Origin of the sequence: Streptomyces sp. NPDC052114, assembly GCF_040680155.1 — a bacterium.
Classification (GTDB): domain Bacteria; phylum Actinomycetota; class Actinomycetes; order Streptomycetales; family Streptomycetaceae; genus Streptomyces.
Genome location: NZ_JBFAWC010000002.1, coordinates 247076 through 260997, shown reverse-complemented (window position 1 = coordinate 260997; position 13922 = coordinate 247076). Strand labels below are relative to the sequence as shown.

The 13922-nt window shown below is 72.8% G+C and carries 13 protein-coding genes; 5 read left to right on the top strand and 8 right to left on the bottom strand.

Annotated features, from left to right (window positions below):
- Window positions 1-83 precede the first annotated feature (83 nt).
- Window positions 84-1442: a radical SAM protein gene (locus tag AB0L89_RS05320; RefSeq protein ID WP_365134611.1), complete on the bottom strand. Its 1359-nt coding sequence runs from the start codon at window positions 1440-1442 to the stop codon at window positions 84-86.
- Between the two features lie 140 nt (window positions 1443-1582).
- Complete coding sequence (locus AB0L89_RS05315) at window positions 1583-2026, bottom strand: hypothetical protein (protein ID WP_365134608.1); 444 nt, start codon at window positions 2024-2026, stop codon at window positions 1583-1585.
- A gap of 167 nt (window positions 2027-2193) precedes the next feature.
- Here AB0L89_RS05315 and AB0L89_RS05310 point away from each other — a divergent pair, with 167 nt between their 5' ends.
- Together AB0L89_RS05310 and AB0L89_RS05305 are read left to right on the top strand one after the other, a co-directional pair.
- Window positions 2194-3366 carry a histidine kinase gene (locus AB0L89_RS05310; protein ID WP_365134605.1) on the top strand — a complete coding sequence of 391 codons (1173 nt, stop codon included), beginning with the start codon at window positions 2194-2196 and terminating at the stop codon, window positions 3364-3366.
- Window positions 3363-4043: a response regulator transcription factor gene (locus AB0L89_RS05305; RefSeq protein ID WP_365134602.1), complete on the top strand. Its 681-nt coding sequence runs from the start codon at window positions 3363-3365 to the stop codon at window positions 4041-4043. The genes AB0L89_RS05310 and AB0L89_RS05305 overlap by 4 nt, the downstream gene beginning before the upstream one ends.
- A gap of 14 nt (window positions 4044-4057) precedes the next feature.
- On the opposite strand, the gene AB0L89_RS05300 is transcribed toward AB0L89_RS05305, so the two are convergent.
- From AB0L89_RS05300 to AB0L89_RS05275, 6 genes are all read right to left on the bottom strand, one after another.
- Window positions 4058-5092, bottom strand: a complete 1035-nt coding sequence (locus AB0L89_RS05300; RefSeq protein ID WP_365134599.1) for a Gfo/Idh/MocA family oxidoreductase — start codon at window positions 5090-5092, stop codon at window positions 4058-4060.
- Window positions 5089-6105, bottom strand: a complete 1017-nt coding sequence (locus AB0L89_RS05295) for a Gfo/Idh/MocA family oxidoreductase (RefSeq protein ID WP_365134596.1) — start codon at window positions 6103-6105, stop codon at window positions 5089-5091. The genes AB0L89_RS05300 and AB0L89_RS05295 overlap by 4 nt, the downstream gene beginning before the upstream one ends.
- A 31-nt stretch (window positions 6106-6136) precedes the next feature.
- Complete coding sequence (locus tag AB0L89_RS05290; protein ID WP_365134593.1) at window positions 6137-7003, bottom strand: carbohydrate ABC transporter permease; 867 nt, start codon at window positions 7001-7003, stop codon at window positions 6137-6139.
- Window positions 6996-7943 carry a sugar ABC transporter permease gene (locus AB0L89_RS05285; protein ID WP_365134590.1) on the bottom strand — a complete coding sequence of 316 codons (948 nt, stop codon included), beginning with the start codon at window positions 7941-7943 and terminating at the stop codon, window positions 6996-6998. The genes AB0L89_RS05290 and AB0L89_RS05285 overlap by 8 nt, the downstream gene beginning before the upstream one ends.
- The gene (locus tag AB0L89_RS05280; RefSeq protein ID WP_365134587.1) at window positions 7940-9196 is read right to left on the bottom strand and encodes a sugar ABC transporter substrate-binding protein; all 1257 of its coding nucleotides are present in this window, start codon (window positions 9194-9196) and stop codon (window positions 7940-7942) included. Before AB0L89_RS05280 ends, AB0L89_RS05285 begins: the two co-directional genes overlap by 4 nt.
- Before the next feature lie 88 nt (window positions 9197-9284).
- Window positions 9285-10418 carry an ROK family transcriptional regulator gene (locus AB0L89_RS05275; RefSeq protein WP_365134584.1) on the bottom strand — a complete coding sequence of 378 codons (1134 nt, stop codon included), beginning with the start codon at window positions 10416-10418 and terminating at the stop codon, window positions 9285-9287.
- A gap of 255 nt (window positions 10419-10673) precedes the next feature.
- On the opposite strand from AB0L89_RS05275, the gene AB0L89_RS05270 reads away from it, so the two are divergent.
- The 3 genes from AB0L89_RS05270 to AB0L89_RS05260 all read left to right on the top strand — a co-directional run bounded on the left by AB0L89_RS05270 (window position 10674) and on the right by AB0L89_RS05260 (window position 13887).
- On the top strand, window positions 10674-11687 hold the full coding sequence (locus tag AB0L89_RS05270) for an SPFH domain-containing protein (RefSeq protein ID WP_365134581.1): 1014 nt from the start codon (window positions 10674-10676) through the stop codon (window positions 11685-11687).
- A complete protein-coding gene (locus tag AB0L89_RS05265) occupies window positions 11684-12583 on the top strand; it encodes a hypothetical protein (protein ID WP_365134578.1) in 900 nt (299 codons plus the stop codon). The genes AB0L89_RS05270 and AB0L89_RS05265 overlap by 4 nt, the downstream gene beginning before the upstream one ends.
- Window positions 12584-12795: 212 nt before the next feature.
- Window positions 12796-13887, top strand: a complete 1092-nt coding sequence (locus tag AB0L89_RS05260; protein ID WP_365134576.1) for a mechanosensitive ion channel family protein — start codon at window positions 12796-12798, stop codon at window positions 13885-13887.
- Window positions 13888-13922: the final 35 nt, after the last annotated feature.

The following is a 13922-nucleotide window of genomic DNA, read 5'->3' as shown; positions in this document are numbered from 1 at the left end:
GACCGTAACACGGGGCTCCGGAGGGCGGCGCGGAGTTTCCGGCGGGCCCGCGCGGGCCCGCCGAGAACGGTCTCAGGCGGCTCTCAGTCGGCCTTCGCCGGCACGACCGCGTCCTCGGGAGCGGCCGCCTCCGCGGGCAGGCTGTCCATGAAGGAGCTGACCGAGAAGACCGCGTTGCCGGGTCCCGCGGGGCCGTAACCGGGCGGCGAGGAAAGGCCGTTGGACTCCATCGTCGCGCGGTAGGCCTCAAGGAGCCGCACGTGGTACTCCAGCGGCGCGCCCTGCGGATTTGCCTTGCCGAGCGGCGTCGTGGGCTCCGGGCACCAGGTGGTGAAGCGGGGCGTGATGCCGCGCGACATGAAGTACTCAAGACCTTCGACGGTGGAGTCGATGGCCTCGTCGACGGTCTTGAAGCCGAACGGCTCGGCCATCTCCACGCCCGCCACGAAGTTGGGGATCACGTTGCGCGGGCCGAACACCTCGGCGGAGTCCAGGATGCGGCGGTGCCACTCGTCACGGCCGACGTAGCGCTCCTTGCCGGGGCAGTAGCGCTCGAAGAGGTACGGGTCCCACACCTCGTAGTTGGGGTGGTAGATCCGCACGCCGTAGTCGTGGAAGCGCTGCACGTCCGCCTTGGGCAGGGCCTGCGCGACGACCTTGCCGATCCAGCGGCCGGGGAAGCGCTCCTCGATGGCCTTGGCGTACTGGCCGTAGAAGTCGGCCTCGTCCTTGCCGCCGACCTTCGAGGTGACGGCGCCGCCGGTCAGCGTGTACGCGGTGGAGGACTTGTTGGTGTCGTACTTGTCGATGATGGCGAGCGCCTCCAGGACCTCCTCCACCGGCTTCACTCCGGTGTAGGGGCGTCCCGCCGCCTTGTGCTGGCGCCAGTTGTGGTTGATGTCGCAGTACTGGCACTCCTCCTTGGCGCCGAAGTACTGGCAGACCCGGAAGACCGTCAGATAGATCAGGTAGCCCCACTGGATGGTGGGTGCCACCTCCATCACGGACTTGCCGTTCTCCAGCGTGTGCCGGTAGTAGTCCGGCATCGGCGGCAGGCCGACGTCGGAGATGCGCACGCCGTCCAGGTAGAGGCCGAGCACGCCGTTGTCGTCGGCGGCGACGCGGTAGGGCGAGGACGGGTTCACGCGGACGGAGACGACGGTGCGGCGCAGTTCGTAGGGGCCGCCGGTGAGGACGATCTCCTCCGGCGGGCGGCGCAGCGCGGCGGCGCCCAGCTCGGGCAGCGTGCCGTGGTCGAAGGAGAAGATGAAGTACGACTTCGGCTTGACGTCACCGTCTTCGTTGTCGCTGAGTGCCGACTCGTCGAAGGCGATGCCGCCGCGCAGCAGATCCTCCTTGATCACGGCTTCCCGCGGCACGTGCGGGAACCGCTCCATGAGTGACTCGATGAGCTGGGTACGGCTCTCGCTGCGGCTTGGCATGGGCCGGGCACCTCGGATCCTTGTCGTCGATCTGTCCCGTCCACGCTAATACCCGAGCGATCCGCCGCGGATCCGACTCCGGTCGCACGGCGCCTCCGCCCCGGGTCTATGCTGCGCGGCCCGTGTCCGTGCCGTGCGGCTCAGCGCCGCTTCAGGACGACGTCCTTGTCCTGCCAGGCGTACAGGACGCCGTCGACCCGGGCGCCCGACCACGTACCGCAGTTCGTGTCGGCCTTCGCGACCAGATCCGCGGGGAACCAGTCGGCCTTCAGCCGCGGCTCGCCCTGCGCCTCGCCCTTCACGCACTGCTCGGGGAACTCTCCGCCGGGCGTACGGAACGTGATGATCCGGTCATCGCCCGTGGTGGACATCACGTACTTGATGTCGCTCGCGTCGTCCGGCAGCCAGCGCGGCACGGAGTCGCGGGCGCTCTTGGCCGCGGCGCCCTCCCCGTAGGACGCCTTCTCCTCGTGGTCGTCGAAGGGGTTCATCGAGCCGCCGCAGGCGGTCAGGGCGAGGGCGAGGGCGGCCGTGCCGAGCGCGCAGAGGGCGGCGCGGGGGCGGAGGGGGGTCGTGCGGGGCATGGGGATCACTTTCTCGGAGGAGCAACAGGAGCCTACGTGGAGTCCGGACTCTCTCCACGGTCGCCGCCCGCCGGTCGCCGGCACCTCGGCCCTTCGGCGGATCCCCGACACCCCGATCAGGCTTTCGGCTGATCGGCCGGATGCGACCTCCTCCGTACATTCAGTACGTGGACGATCACCGCTCGCCGCCCGGCACCGCACGGGCCCGTATGCCGAGGGCCCTGCTGTTCGCCGTGCCCGCCGTGCTGCTCTGGCTCCTCGACCTGGTGTCGAGCCGGCCCGACGGCGCCTGGCCGCCGCTCGTTCTCGGCCCCCTGGCCGTCGCCGTGCTCTGCGTGCGGGGCGGGCCCGGCATCGAGGCGCGGGCCCTCGGGGCCGCCCTGGTCTCCGGGGCGCTGACCCTGGGCCTGGCCCTCGGTCCCCTCCGGGTGAGCAGCTGGGGGCTCCTGGAGTCCTTCGCGCTGCTGGCCCTGCTGACGGTCACCGCCCGCACGGCCCGGCTGCCCGCCGCGTACGTCCTGTGCGTGCTGCTCGCCGCGGCCGTCGTGGCCGCACCGGTGCGCGTCGGCGTGCACTCCGACACCGAGACCTTCGCCTTCATGCTCACCGTCGCGGCCGGCGGCGCCCTCGCGCTCGGCGGCTATCTGCGCTCCCTGGACACCCGGCGGGCCCTCGCCGTGACCGCCACCCAGGAGGAGGAGCGCCGCCGGATCGCCCGCGACCTGCACGACTTCGTCGCCCACCACGTGACCGGCATCGTCGTGCAGGCCCAGGCCGCCCGCGCCATCCGCGAGAGCGCCCCCGACCAGCTCGACCCGCTGCTCGCCGGGATCGAGCAGGCCGGCGGCGAGACCCTGGACTCGATGCGGCGTCTGGTGCACGTGCTGCGCGCGGAGCCGGGCGCCACCACCCGGCCCGCCGACCTGCTCACCGAGCTCGCCGCGCTGGTGGCCGCCTCGCCCGGCGACGCGGCCACCCTGGAGGTGTCCGCGCGGGCCCGCGCCGCCGCGCTCGCCCCCGAGGTGGAGACGTCCGTGCACCGCGTCGTGCAGGAGGCGCTCACGAACGTCACCCGGCACGCGCCCGGCGCGACGGACGTCCGGGTGCGGATCGGGACGGAGGCGGCGGGCCTCGTCGTCGAGGTCGCCAACGGCCCCGGCGCGCACGGCCGTGCCACGGACCGCACCCCGCCCGGAGGGCACGGCGGCCTCGGTCTGATCGGGCTCCGTGAGCGGGTCGCGGCGGTCGGCGGCAGCCTGGAGGCGGGGCCGCTGCCGGGCGGGGGCTGGCGGGTCCGCGCCGCGCTTCCCGTGCTGGGCCTGCCAGAATCGGGGTCATGAGCAGCGGTGTTGTGCGGGTCCTGATCGCGGACGACCAGGAGATGGTGCGGACCGGGTTCCGGCTGATCCTGTCCGCGCAGCCGGACATCGAGGTGATCGGTGAGGCCGCCGACGGTGCCGCGTGCGTGGAGCTCGCGCGGCGGCTGCGGCCCGACGTGTGTCTGGTCGACGTCCGGATGCCGAGGCTGAACGGCCTGGAGGTGACCCGGCACCTCGCCGGTCCTGGCGCGGCCGACCCGCTGCGCGTCGTGGTCGTCACCACCTTCGACCAGGACGACTACCTCGACGAGGCGCTGCGCGGCGGGGCCGTCGGCTTTCTGCTCAAGGACGCGGGGCCCGGCCTCCTCGTGGAGGCGGTGCGTGCCGCCGCCCGCGGCGACGCGCTGGTCTCCCCCGCCGTGACGCTGCGGCTCCTGGAGCGCCTCGCGGACCGGCACGGCCCCCAGTGCGGCGCCGCGGCCGCCGGCACCGCGCCGACGGGCCTGTCCGAGCGCGAGCTGGACGTGGTGCGGCTGGTCGCGCGCGGGCGCACCAACCAGGAGATCGCCGGGGAGCTGTTCATCTCCCTGGCGACGGTCAAGACCCATCTCGCGCACGTCCAGGCGAAGCTGGCCGTGCGCAACCGCGTGGAGATCGCCGCGTGGGCGTGGGAGGCGGGCCAGGTCCGGCCGCACTGACCCGCCGTGGGCCCTCAGTTTCCCGGTACTCCGCCTCGGCCCACCGCGACCGGGACGCCGCTGCGGGCCGAGGCGTAGGCGGCCTCGACGATCCGCAGGGTGCGCAGGCCGCCCTCCCCGTCGGCGACGTCCGTGCCGCCCTCCTGCGGGCCGTACAGGAACGCGCGCAGCATCAGCTCGTCCAGGTCGACGCCGAACGGCACCTCGACGCCGTGCCCCCGGCGCTCGCTGAAGCCGTGGACCTTCTGGTCGAAGGCGTCCATCTCCAGGGTGGCCCGCTCGCCGACGACGGTCATCTCCAGGCCGCCCCAGGAGTGGTGCGAGCGCGGGTGGGACCAGCTGCAGTCGATGGTGGCGACGGCGCCGTTGGCGTACGTCACGCTGACCAGGCCGCTGGTCTCCGCGGCGACCTCGTCGGCGTACAGGAGGTTGTTGGTCTGCGCGTACACCTCGACGGGTGCGGCGGCGCCGAAGAGGTCGTCGAGGAGGTCGGCGATGTGGACGGTGTGGTCCATCAGGGCGCCGCCGCCGGAGAGTTCGGGCTCGGCGAACCAGCGGCGGGCCCGGGTCGGCATGGCGCCGTTGTTGGCGCCGTTCACCGCGAGGACCCGGCCCGCGTCACCGGAGGCGACGGCGGCCTTCACGGCGGCGTAGGCGGGGCTGAAGCGGACCGGGAAGGCGACCGCGAGCCGTACGCCCGCGGCGCGGCAGGCGGCGACCATCGCCTCGCCGTCCGCGACCGAGGCGGCCAGCGGCTTCTCGCACAGGACGTCCACGCCGTGCGCGGCGGCCTGTTCGACGAGTGGGCGGTGGCGGGCGTTCTCGGAGCAGACGACGACCGCGTCGGGGCGCCAGGCGAAGGCTTCTTCGTACGTCGGCGCGTACGCGACGCCCAGGTCGTCGGCGAGCGCGCGGCCGCGCACCTCGCCGGGGGCCGCGTGCTCGGTGTCGGGGTCGCAGCCGAGGACCTCGATGCCGGGCAGCCGGGCGAGCAGCCGCAGGTAGGCCGTCGCGTGGACGTGGGCGAACGACAGGACGGCGACCTTCATCGCGCTGCCTCCTCGATCTCGACGACACGGCCGGTGCGGCTGGACTCCACGGCGGCCTCGGCGATGCGGACCGCCTCGACCCCGTCCCGTGCGGTGACCCGCGGCTCGGGGCCCCCGTCCTGCCACGAGGCGGCGAACTCGCGCAGTTCCGTCAGGTAGGGGCTCTCGTGCAGAGGGCTGGAGGGGATGCCTTCGTTCGCCGGGCGCACGCCCTGTGCCGTGATGCGGAAGCCGGGCACGGCCGCGGAGTCGTGGTGCAGCAGCCCGTCCGCGCCCGCGACCCGGAAGGTGGTGCGGAACATCTGGTCGGGCAGGCCCCACAGCCCGCTGATCCGGCTGACGGCGCCCGAGGCGTGGGTGAGGACGGCGGTGGCGGTGACGACCTCGCCCGGGGCGCCGGTGGCGAGCTCGACGCCGCGGGTGCGGGCGTGCACGCGGACCACGTCGCCCGCGAGCCAGCGGGCGATGTCGATGTCGTGCACCATCAGGTCCATGATCACGCCGCCGGACTGGGCCGGGTCGCCGAACCACGGCGCCCACTGGGGCCGCGCCCCGCCGCGTGTGAAGCGCAGCACGGCGGGCTCGCCGAGGTCGCCGCGGACGACGGCCTCGCGCAGGGCCGCGTACGCGGGGAAGTAGCGCACCACGTGGGCGGGGTGGAGGCGCACGCCCGCCGCGTCGGCGGCGGCCACGATCTCCTCGGCGTCGCGGGCGGTGAGGGCGAGCGGCTTCTCGCAGACGATGTGGCGGCCCACGGCGACGGCGGCGAGGGCGAGGTCCTTGTGGGTGGGGGTGGGGGTGCAGATGTCGACGGCGGTGACGGCCGTGAGGAGGGCGTCGAGGTCCTCGGCGACCCGTACGTCGTGGCCCCGCCCGGCGTGTTCGGCGGCGAGCTTCGCCGCGGAGCCGTCGACGGTGTACACGCTCACGCGGGCGCCGAGCGCGAGCCAGCCGGGCAGATGGGCGCGGGCGATGCCGCCGGCGCCGAGCAGTCCGATGTGAAGCGGTGGCATACGGAAGGGGTGCCTTTCCGGTGGGAGGGGGTCAGCTCTTCGAGCCGGACAGGGCGACGCTCTGGACGAAGTGCCGTTGCAGGAAGACGTACACGAGCAGCATGGGCAGGCTCGCGATGAGCGAACCGGCCATCATCACCGGGTAGTTGGTCTCGAACTGGCCCTCCAGCGAGGTGAGTCCGGCGCTGATCGGCATCTTGTGGGGGTCGGTGTTGACGATCAGTGGCCAGAGCAGGTCGTTCCAGGACCACATCGAGGTGATGACGGCGAGGGCGGCGAGCGCGGGCCGGATCAGCGGCAGCATGATCGACCAGAAGATGCGGAAGGAGCCGGCGCCGTCGATGCGGGCGGCCTCCTCCAGCTCCTTGGGCAGGCCGAGGAAGAACTGGCGCAGCATGAACGTGCCGAAGGCGCTGAACATGCCGGGCAGGAACAGCGCGGGCGCGGTGTTGAGCAGGCCGAGGCGCTGGATGATGTCGTACTGCGGCAGGACGAGCAGCGAGCTCGGCACCATGAGCACGGACAGGAACAGCGCGAACAGGACGTTGCGGCCACGGAATTGCAGGCGCGCGAACGCGTAGGCGGCCAGCGAGCAGAACACCAGCTGTCCGAGGGTGCGCCCGACGGTGTTGAGCACGCTGTTGGTGAGCATGTCGCCGAACGGCAGCGCGGTGAAGACCTCGGTGAAGCTCGCCCAGTTCCAGGTGTCGGGCAGGAACGTGGGCGGCACGCGCGAGGTCTCGGCGAGGGTCTTGAGGGCGGTCAGGAGCTGCCAAAGGAAGGGGAAGACCATCACGAGCGCGCCCAGCGAGAGCGCCGCGTGGGTGGCGAAGGACCCGGCGTCGAAGCGCCGCCTCGGGGCCGGTGCCCCGGCGGGTGTGCGGGCGGACTCAGGCATGGTGCACCCACTTCCTCTGGAGCCGGAACTGGAGGAACGTCAGGGCGGCGATGAGCAGCATGAGCAGGAACGCGAGCGCGGCGGCGGCGCCCTGGGCGTTCTCCATGAACGCCCACTTGTAGAAGAGGCCGACGACGGACTGCGTATCGCCGATCGCGGGGTTCTTCTCCGCCATCATGATGTAGATCAGGTCGAAGGTCTGCAGCGAGTTGATCATGCAGATGACGGAGGCGAAGAAGATGGTCGGGCTGAGCAGCGGCAGGGTGATGGTGAAGAACCGGCGCAGCACCCCGGCGCCGTCGAGCTCCGCGGCCTCGTAGTAGTCCTGGGGGATCCCCTTGATGCCCGCCATGAAGATGACGAGGTAGTAGCCGGTGGTCGACCAGACCATCACCGTGCCGATCGCGTAGACCGCGGTGGACGGGTCGGAGACCCAGTAGTGGCGCTCGACGCCGAGGTGGCCGAGGACTTCGTTGAGGAGGCCGAAGTCGCCGTTGTAGAGCCAGTTCCAGACGAGTCCGACGGCGACGGGCAGGGTCACGAACGGCACGAAGTACAGCGCGCGGTAGACGGCGACGCCGCGCAGTCCGCGCCGGTCGAGGAGGGCGGCGACGACGATCGCGACGGGCAGCGCGGTGAGCCCGATGAGGCTGTAGATCAGGGTGTTGCCGAGCGCCTGCCAGACGGTCACGTCCTTGAGGACGCGCGCGTAGTTGTCGGTGCCGATGAAGGTGTGGCCGCCGAACGCGCCGAACTCGGTGAAGCTGAAGTAGAAGGTCTGCAGCAGCGGCCAGAAGTAGAAGACGGCGAAGCCCAGTCCGAGCGGCGCGATGAACCAGTACGCGGCGCGCTGGTGGCCCTTGCGCGGCCGGGTGCCGGTCCCGGGCGCGGCGCGGCGCTCGGCCGACTTCGCGGCCGCGGTGGCGGGGAAGACACTCATGAGGCGCGTTCCTCCTTCAGGGCCCGGTCCATCTGCCGGCCCAGGGTGCGGGCGGCGTCCTCGATGCCGCCCTTGCCGCTGAACGCGGCGCCGAGCAGCGGGTATTGGAGGTTCTCCCAGACGGCGGTGTTCTTGGAGCTCGGGTAGGGGACGGCGTACTCCTGCATCTCGATGAAGTGCTTGAGGTCGAACTCCGGCATGGACGTGAGCCAGGCGTCCTGCGTTCCTTCGTACGAGGAGATGGTGACGCCCGCCTTCGCCTGGATCCCGGCGGCCTCGCGGCCCGCCATGAAGTGCACGAACTCCCAGGCGGCCGCCTTCTTGTCGCTCTTGGCCGAGATGGCGTTGGCGAGGCCGTGGATGACGGTGGCCCTGCGGCGCCCCTTGGGCAGGACGGCGATGCCGCCGTGGTCCCTGATCGCGGGCACGGCGTACATCTGGCCGGCCATCGCGGAGACGTCGTAGTTCATGGCGACCTTCTCGTTCCAGTAGCGGACGCGCCCGATGGACTCGACCATCGCGCTCTGCGGGGGCGACCAGCCGCGGTCGATCATGTCGGTGAGGAAGCGCAGGCCCTCGATGGACCGTTCGTCGCCGAAGCCGGAACGGCCGTCCTCCAGGACGTATCCGCCGGCCGCGCAGACGGACGGATAGATCTTGAACTGCCGGTCCATCTCGGCGGCGAAGCCGTGTACGCGCTCGCGCGGGTCGGTGAGTTCGGCCGCCGCGTCGCGCACGTCGTCCCAGGTCCAGCTCGCGTCGGGGTACGTGATGCCCGCCTTGTCGAACAGCCGCTTGTTGTACCAGAGGCCGATGGTGTCGAAGTCCTTGGGCAGGGCGTACTGCGTGCCGCGGTAGGAGTAGAGCTTCACCAGGGACGCGGGGTGGCGGTCCACCGGGGTGGCGTCGGCCTCGATGTGCCCGGAGAGCGGTTCGAGGACGCCGCTCGCCGCGTACAGCTGGAAGTTGACGGCGTTCATCCAGAACACGTCGGGGGCCGTGCCGCCGCGCATCGACGTCTTCAGGGTGGTCCAGTAACTCGCCCAGGGCGTCAGCGCGATCCGCACGGAGATGCGCGGATGCCGCTTCTCGAACGCGGCGATGACCTTCTCCATGCCCGGCACCTGCGCCGGGTCCCACATGCCGTACGAGAGCGTGGTCCTGCCCCCGCCGTCCGTGCCGCCGCCCCCGCCGGAGCAGGCGGCGAGCGCCGGGGCCGCCAGCGCCCCGCCGAGCAGAGTCCTTCTGCGCATCTGCGCCTTCGCCTCCCAGGAAGTCGTCGGGCGCCGTCGCGGCGCACCCCGGTCGCGGGGCGGGAGGGCCCCGGTGCGGGGTGGGTCGTCAGGGCGCCTGGTCCGCGAGCAGTTCCTCCTCCACCCGGTCGAGCGCCTTGCGGACGGCGCCGATGGCCACGCCCCGCTCGCCGAGCGTGCTCAGGGCGATGCGCGGGACGTGCAGGGTCATGGGGCGCAGCCGCTCTTCGAGCAGCGGCACCAGGTGCGGGCCGATGGGGGTGGCCCCGCCGGTGAGCACGATCAGTTCGGGGTCGACGGTGAGCGTGAGGGCCGCGATGCCGGGGGCGATGCGATCCGCGAAGTCCGCGACGGCGGCCAGCGCGCGGGGGTCGCGGGCGTCGGCGGCGCGGGCGAGGGCGGCCATCTCGGACTCGTCGGTGCGCCGCGGGCCCGTCCAGCGCAGGGCCTCGTGCGCGGTGTCCATGCCGAGCAGCGGGTGCGTGCCGAGTTCTCCCGCGCCGCCGCGCCTGCCCCGGTGCAGCCGGCCGCCGAGGGTGAGGCTGCACGAGATGCGGCGCCCGATGAGCACACAGGCGACGTCACCGGCGAGGGTGGCGGCGCCCTGCCAGCGCTCGGCGAGGACCGCGAGGTTCACGTCGTTCTCGACGAGGGTGTGGCCCACCGCGCCGTCGGAGAGGAGCCGTCCGAGGCCGACGCCCGACCACTCGGGCACCACCACCGAGACGCTGACCCCGCCCGCGTCCACCACACCGGGGACGCCCACGCAGCGGGCCAGGACGGCGGCGCGGCGCGGCACATGGGCGTCGAGCAGGGCGTCCATGCCGCGCCGCAGCACGTCGAGCCGCTCGGCGCCGCCGAGCCCGGGGTCGACGTCGCTGCGCCGGGCGGCGAGGACGGTGCCGCCGAGGTCGGCGAGGAGCAGCACCATCTTGTGCAGCCCTATGTCGGCGCCGAGGACGTAACCGGCCTCGGTGCGGAAGCGGAAGCGGCGCGCGGGCCGTCCGGGCGTGCGCTCACCGGCCTCCTCCGCGGCTGCGCCGACGAGGCCCCGCTCCACCAGTTCCTCGACGGCGGCCTCCACGGTGGGCCGGGACAGGCCGGTGGCCGCGGCGAGTTCGGCGAGGGTGCGGGGGCTGCCGCGGTGCAGGGCGCGCAGGACGACGGTGGTGTTGAGCCGCCGCAGCGCGATCAGGTCGTGCCCCCGCGCTTGGTTCCGCATCACTTCTGCACCTCGCATACGCACGGTGGCAGGCCTGTTGACGGGCCCGAACGTGCACTGGTCCCCGGAATTAGAGAGGAGGTTTGCATAACTTTCCGAGCCCCGGAACCCCTTGGGACGACTTGCTTGCGGCGGGGTGCCGGCCTCGCTCCGCGGCCCGGCGCGTTCCGGAGCACCGGAATTCTTTTTTGGTCGCCTTGACTATAAAGATGAACGCCCATACCGTCGGGGCGACGAGAAGAGAGGGGTTCCACCGTGCCCGACATCACCCGCCGGTTCGGACTGCACCACCTGCGCTCCGCACCCACCGCCCACGTCCGCCACCACCGGCGCGGCAAGCTCGTGCACGACGGCCCCGGGCTCAGCTTCTGGTTCCGCGCGCTCAGCGCCGCGCTCTCCGAAGTGCCGGTCGACGACCGGGAGTTGGCGGTCGGATTCCACGCCAGGACGGCCGACTTCCAGGACGTCTCCGTGCAGGCCACCGTCACGTACCGGATCAGCGACCCGGCGCTCGCCGCCGCCCGGCTCGACTTCTCCGTCGACCCGGACACCGGCGCCTGGCGCGGCGCCCCGCTGGAACAACTCGCCTCCCTGCTCACCGAGTCGGCGCAGCAGCACGCGCTGGCGGTGCTGGCCCGCACCGACCTCGCCACCGCGCTCTCCGACGGCGTCGCCACGGTCCGCGAGCGCATCGCCGAGGGGCTCGCCGACGAGCCGCGCCTGCCCGCCACCGGCATCGACGTGGTCGCGGTCCGCGTCGTCGCGATCCGCCCCGAGCCCGAGGTGGAGCGGGCCCTGCGCACCCCCGCCCGGGAGCGCATCCAGCAGGACGCGGACCGGGCGACGTACGAACGGCGCGCGGTGGCCGTCGAGCGGGAGCGCACCATCGCCGAGAACGAACTGGCCAGCCGCATCGAACTGGCCCGCAGGGAGGAGCAGTTGGTGGAGCAGCGCGGCACGAACGCGCGGCGCGAGGCGGAGGAGGACGCCGCCGCCGACGCCGTGCGCGCCGAGGCCGAGGCCGCCCGCACCGTGCGCCTGGCCCGCGCCGAGGCCGAGTCGGCGCGCACCGTCGGCGAGGCGCGCGCCCAGGCGCAGGCGGCCTGGCTGCGCGTGCACGCCGACGTGGACGCCACCACGCTGCACGCGCTGGCCGCGGGACGGCTCGCCGAGAACGTGCCGCGCATCGAGAGCCTCACCCTCTCCCCCGACGTCCTGACCGGGCTGCTCGCCAGGCTCGGCGCGGCGCGGGGGGACGAGCGGCCGTGACCCTCGCGCCGCGCGCCGTCCTGGTCCACCGCACCACCGAGTACGAGGAGTTGCTCGCCCGGCACGGCACGCACGGGCAGGCCGCGTTCTTCCTCTCCTCGCGCGGGCGGAGCATCGAGGAGGTCGCCGAGCGGCACCACCGGGCGCGGCGCGCGCTGGACGAGACCGCCGCCGCGGTGCCGCTCGCCTGGCGGCAGAGCCGGGTGGAGCGCGCCGACCTGGACCGCTTCCTCTTCGGTCCCGAGGACGTGGTGGTGGTCGTCGGGCAGGACGGCCTGGTCGCCAACGCCGCCAAGTACCTGTCGGGACAGCCCGTCGTCGGCATCGACGCGGACCCGGGGCGCAACCCCGGTGTGCTGGTACGCCATCGGGCGGCCGACGCCGTGACGTTGCTCCCGGCGGCCGTTCACCGGCGCACGTCCGTCGACGAGCTCACCATGGTCGAGGCGGCCACCGACGACGCCCAGCGCCTGCTCGCCCTGAACGAGATCTACGTGGGCCCGCCCGGACACCAGACGGCCCGCTATTCGCTGGGCGGCGACGGCGAGCGGACACCCGCCGAACCCCAGGCGTCCTCGGGCGTCCTGGTCGGCACCGGCACCGGCGCCACCGGCTGGCTGCGCTCGCTCTGGCAGCAGCGCGGCAGCGCCCTGCCGCTGCCCGGGGCCGTCGAGCCCCGGCTGGTCTGGTTCGTGCGGGAGGCCTGGCCCTCACCGGCCACCGGCACCTCGCGCGTGGAGGGCCTCCTTTCGGCCGGTGAACGGCTGCGCGTCACCGTCGAGTCGGACCGGCTCATCGCGTTCGGCGACGGCATGGAGGGCGACGCCCTGGACCTCGCCTGGGGGCAGACCGTGCGGCTCGGGGTGGCCGACACCGCGCTGCGGCTTGTCGGTTGACGGATCAGGCCAACCTGTGAAGATCCAGGCGGGGGTATGTGCGACCGTCGTGCACAGATGCGGCAGGATGGCTCAGCGCCGGACCGAGCCCTCGTCCCGGCGTGACCGCGTTCCCCGGAATCGAGCAGGTATCACAAGGTGACGACACATCACATACGCCGCGTACGGGCGTATTCGCCGCGCTTCCTCTCCCGTGCGGCGGGAGCGGGCCGATGACGCGCGCGCTCACCCCGCACGACTGGATCACGGCGGGCATCGCGGTGCTCGCGGGCGTCGCGGCGGGGGTGCTGCTGCGGATGCTCCTGCGGTGGCTCGGCGAACGGGCCAGCCGGACCCGCTGGAGCGGCGACGACGTCATCGTCGACGCGCTGCGCACCCTCGTCCCCTGCGCCGCCATCACCGCCGGACTCGCCGCCGCGGCGGGCGCGCTGCCGCTCACGCCGCGCACCGGGCGCAACGTCACCACGGCGCTCACCGCGCTGCTCATCCTGGCGGCCACGCTCACGGCGGCCCGGATCGTCACCGGTCTGGTCAAGGCCGTGGCCCAGTCCCGCTCCGGCGTGGCGGGGTCGGCGACCATCTTCGTGAACATCACGCGGGTCGTGGTGCTCGCGATGGGCTTCCTGGTCGTCCTGCAGACCCTCGGCATCTCCATCGCGCCGCTGCTCACCGCGCTGGGCGTCGGCGGTCTCGCGGTCGCCCTCGCGCTGCAGGACACCCTCGCGAACCTCTTCGCGGGCGTGCACATCCTCGCGGCGAAGACCGTGCAGCCGGGCGACTACATCCGGCTCAGCAGCGGCGAGGAGGGCTATGTCGTCGACATCAACTGGCGCAACACCACGGTGCGCCAGCTCTCCAACAACCTCGTGATCATCCCCAACGCCAAGCTCGCCGGCACCAATATGACCAACTACAGCCGCCCCGAGCAGGAGCTGTCGATCATGGTGCAGGTCGGAGTGAGCTACGACAGCGACCTCGACCAGGTCGAGAAGGTCACGATCGAGGTCGTGGACGACGTGATGACCGACATCACGGGCGCCGTCCCCGACCACGAGGCGGCCATCCGCTTCCACACCTTCGGCGACTCGCGGATCAGCTTCACGGTGATCCTCGGCGTCGGCGAGTTCAGCGATCAGTTCCGCATCAAGCACGAGTTCATCAAGCGCCTGCACCAGCGCTACCGCGCCGAGGGCATCCGGGTCCCCGCACCGGCCCGCACGGTCACCGTCCAGCAGGGCGAGCTGCCGCCCCCGCTGGGCATCCCGCACCAGCGCGACGCCGGCGCACCGCCCCGGGTGCACTGAGCCGACTGGCCGACCCTTCGGTGGCGGCCCCCGTG

Coding starts and splice junctions, on each gene's coding strand:
- AB0L89_RS05260 (WP_365134576.1), top strand. CDS start 12,796: ATGACGCGCGCGCTCACCCCGCACGACTGGATCACGGCGGGCATCGCG.
- AB0L89_RS05290 (WP_365134593.1), bottom strand. CDS start 7,003: ATGCCTGAGTCCGCCCGCACACCCGCCGGGGCACCGGCCCCGAGGCGG.
- AB0L89_RS05285 (WP_365134590.1), bottom strand. CDS start 7,943: ATGAGTGTCTTCCCCGCCACCGCGGCCGCGAAGTCGGCCGAGCGCCGC.
- AB0L89_RS05320 (WP_365134611.1), bottom strand. CDS start 1,442: ATGCCAAGCCGCAGCGAGAGCCGTACCCAGCTCATCGAGTCACTCATG.
- AB0L89_RS05295 (WP_365134596.1), bottom strand. CDS start 6,105: ATGCCACCGCTTCACATCGGACTGCTCGGCGCCGGCGGCATCGCCCGC.
- AB0L89_RS05305 (WP_365134602.1), top strand. CDS start 3,363: ATGAGCAGCGGTGTTGTGCGGGTCCTGATCGCGGACGACCAGGAGATG.
- AB0L89_RS05280 (WP_365134587.1), bottom strand. CDS start 9,196: ATGCGCAGAAGGACTCTGCTCGGCGGGGCGCTGGCGGCCCCGGCGCTC.
- AB0L89_RS05315 (WP_365134608.1), bottom strand. CDS start 2,026: ATGCCCCGCACGACCCCCCTCCGCCCCCGCGCCGCCCTCTGCGCGCTC.
- AB0L89_RS05275 (WP_365134584.1), bottom strand. CDS start 10,418: ATGCGGAACCAAGCGCGGGGGCACGACCTGATCGCGCTGCGGCGGCTC.
- AB0L89_RS05300 (WP_365134599.1), bottom strand. CDS start 5,092: ATGAAGGTCGCCGTCCTGTCGTTCGCCCACGTCCACGCGACGGCCTAC.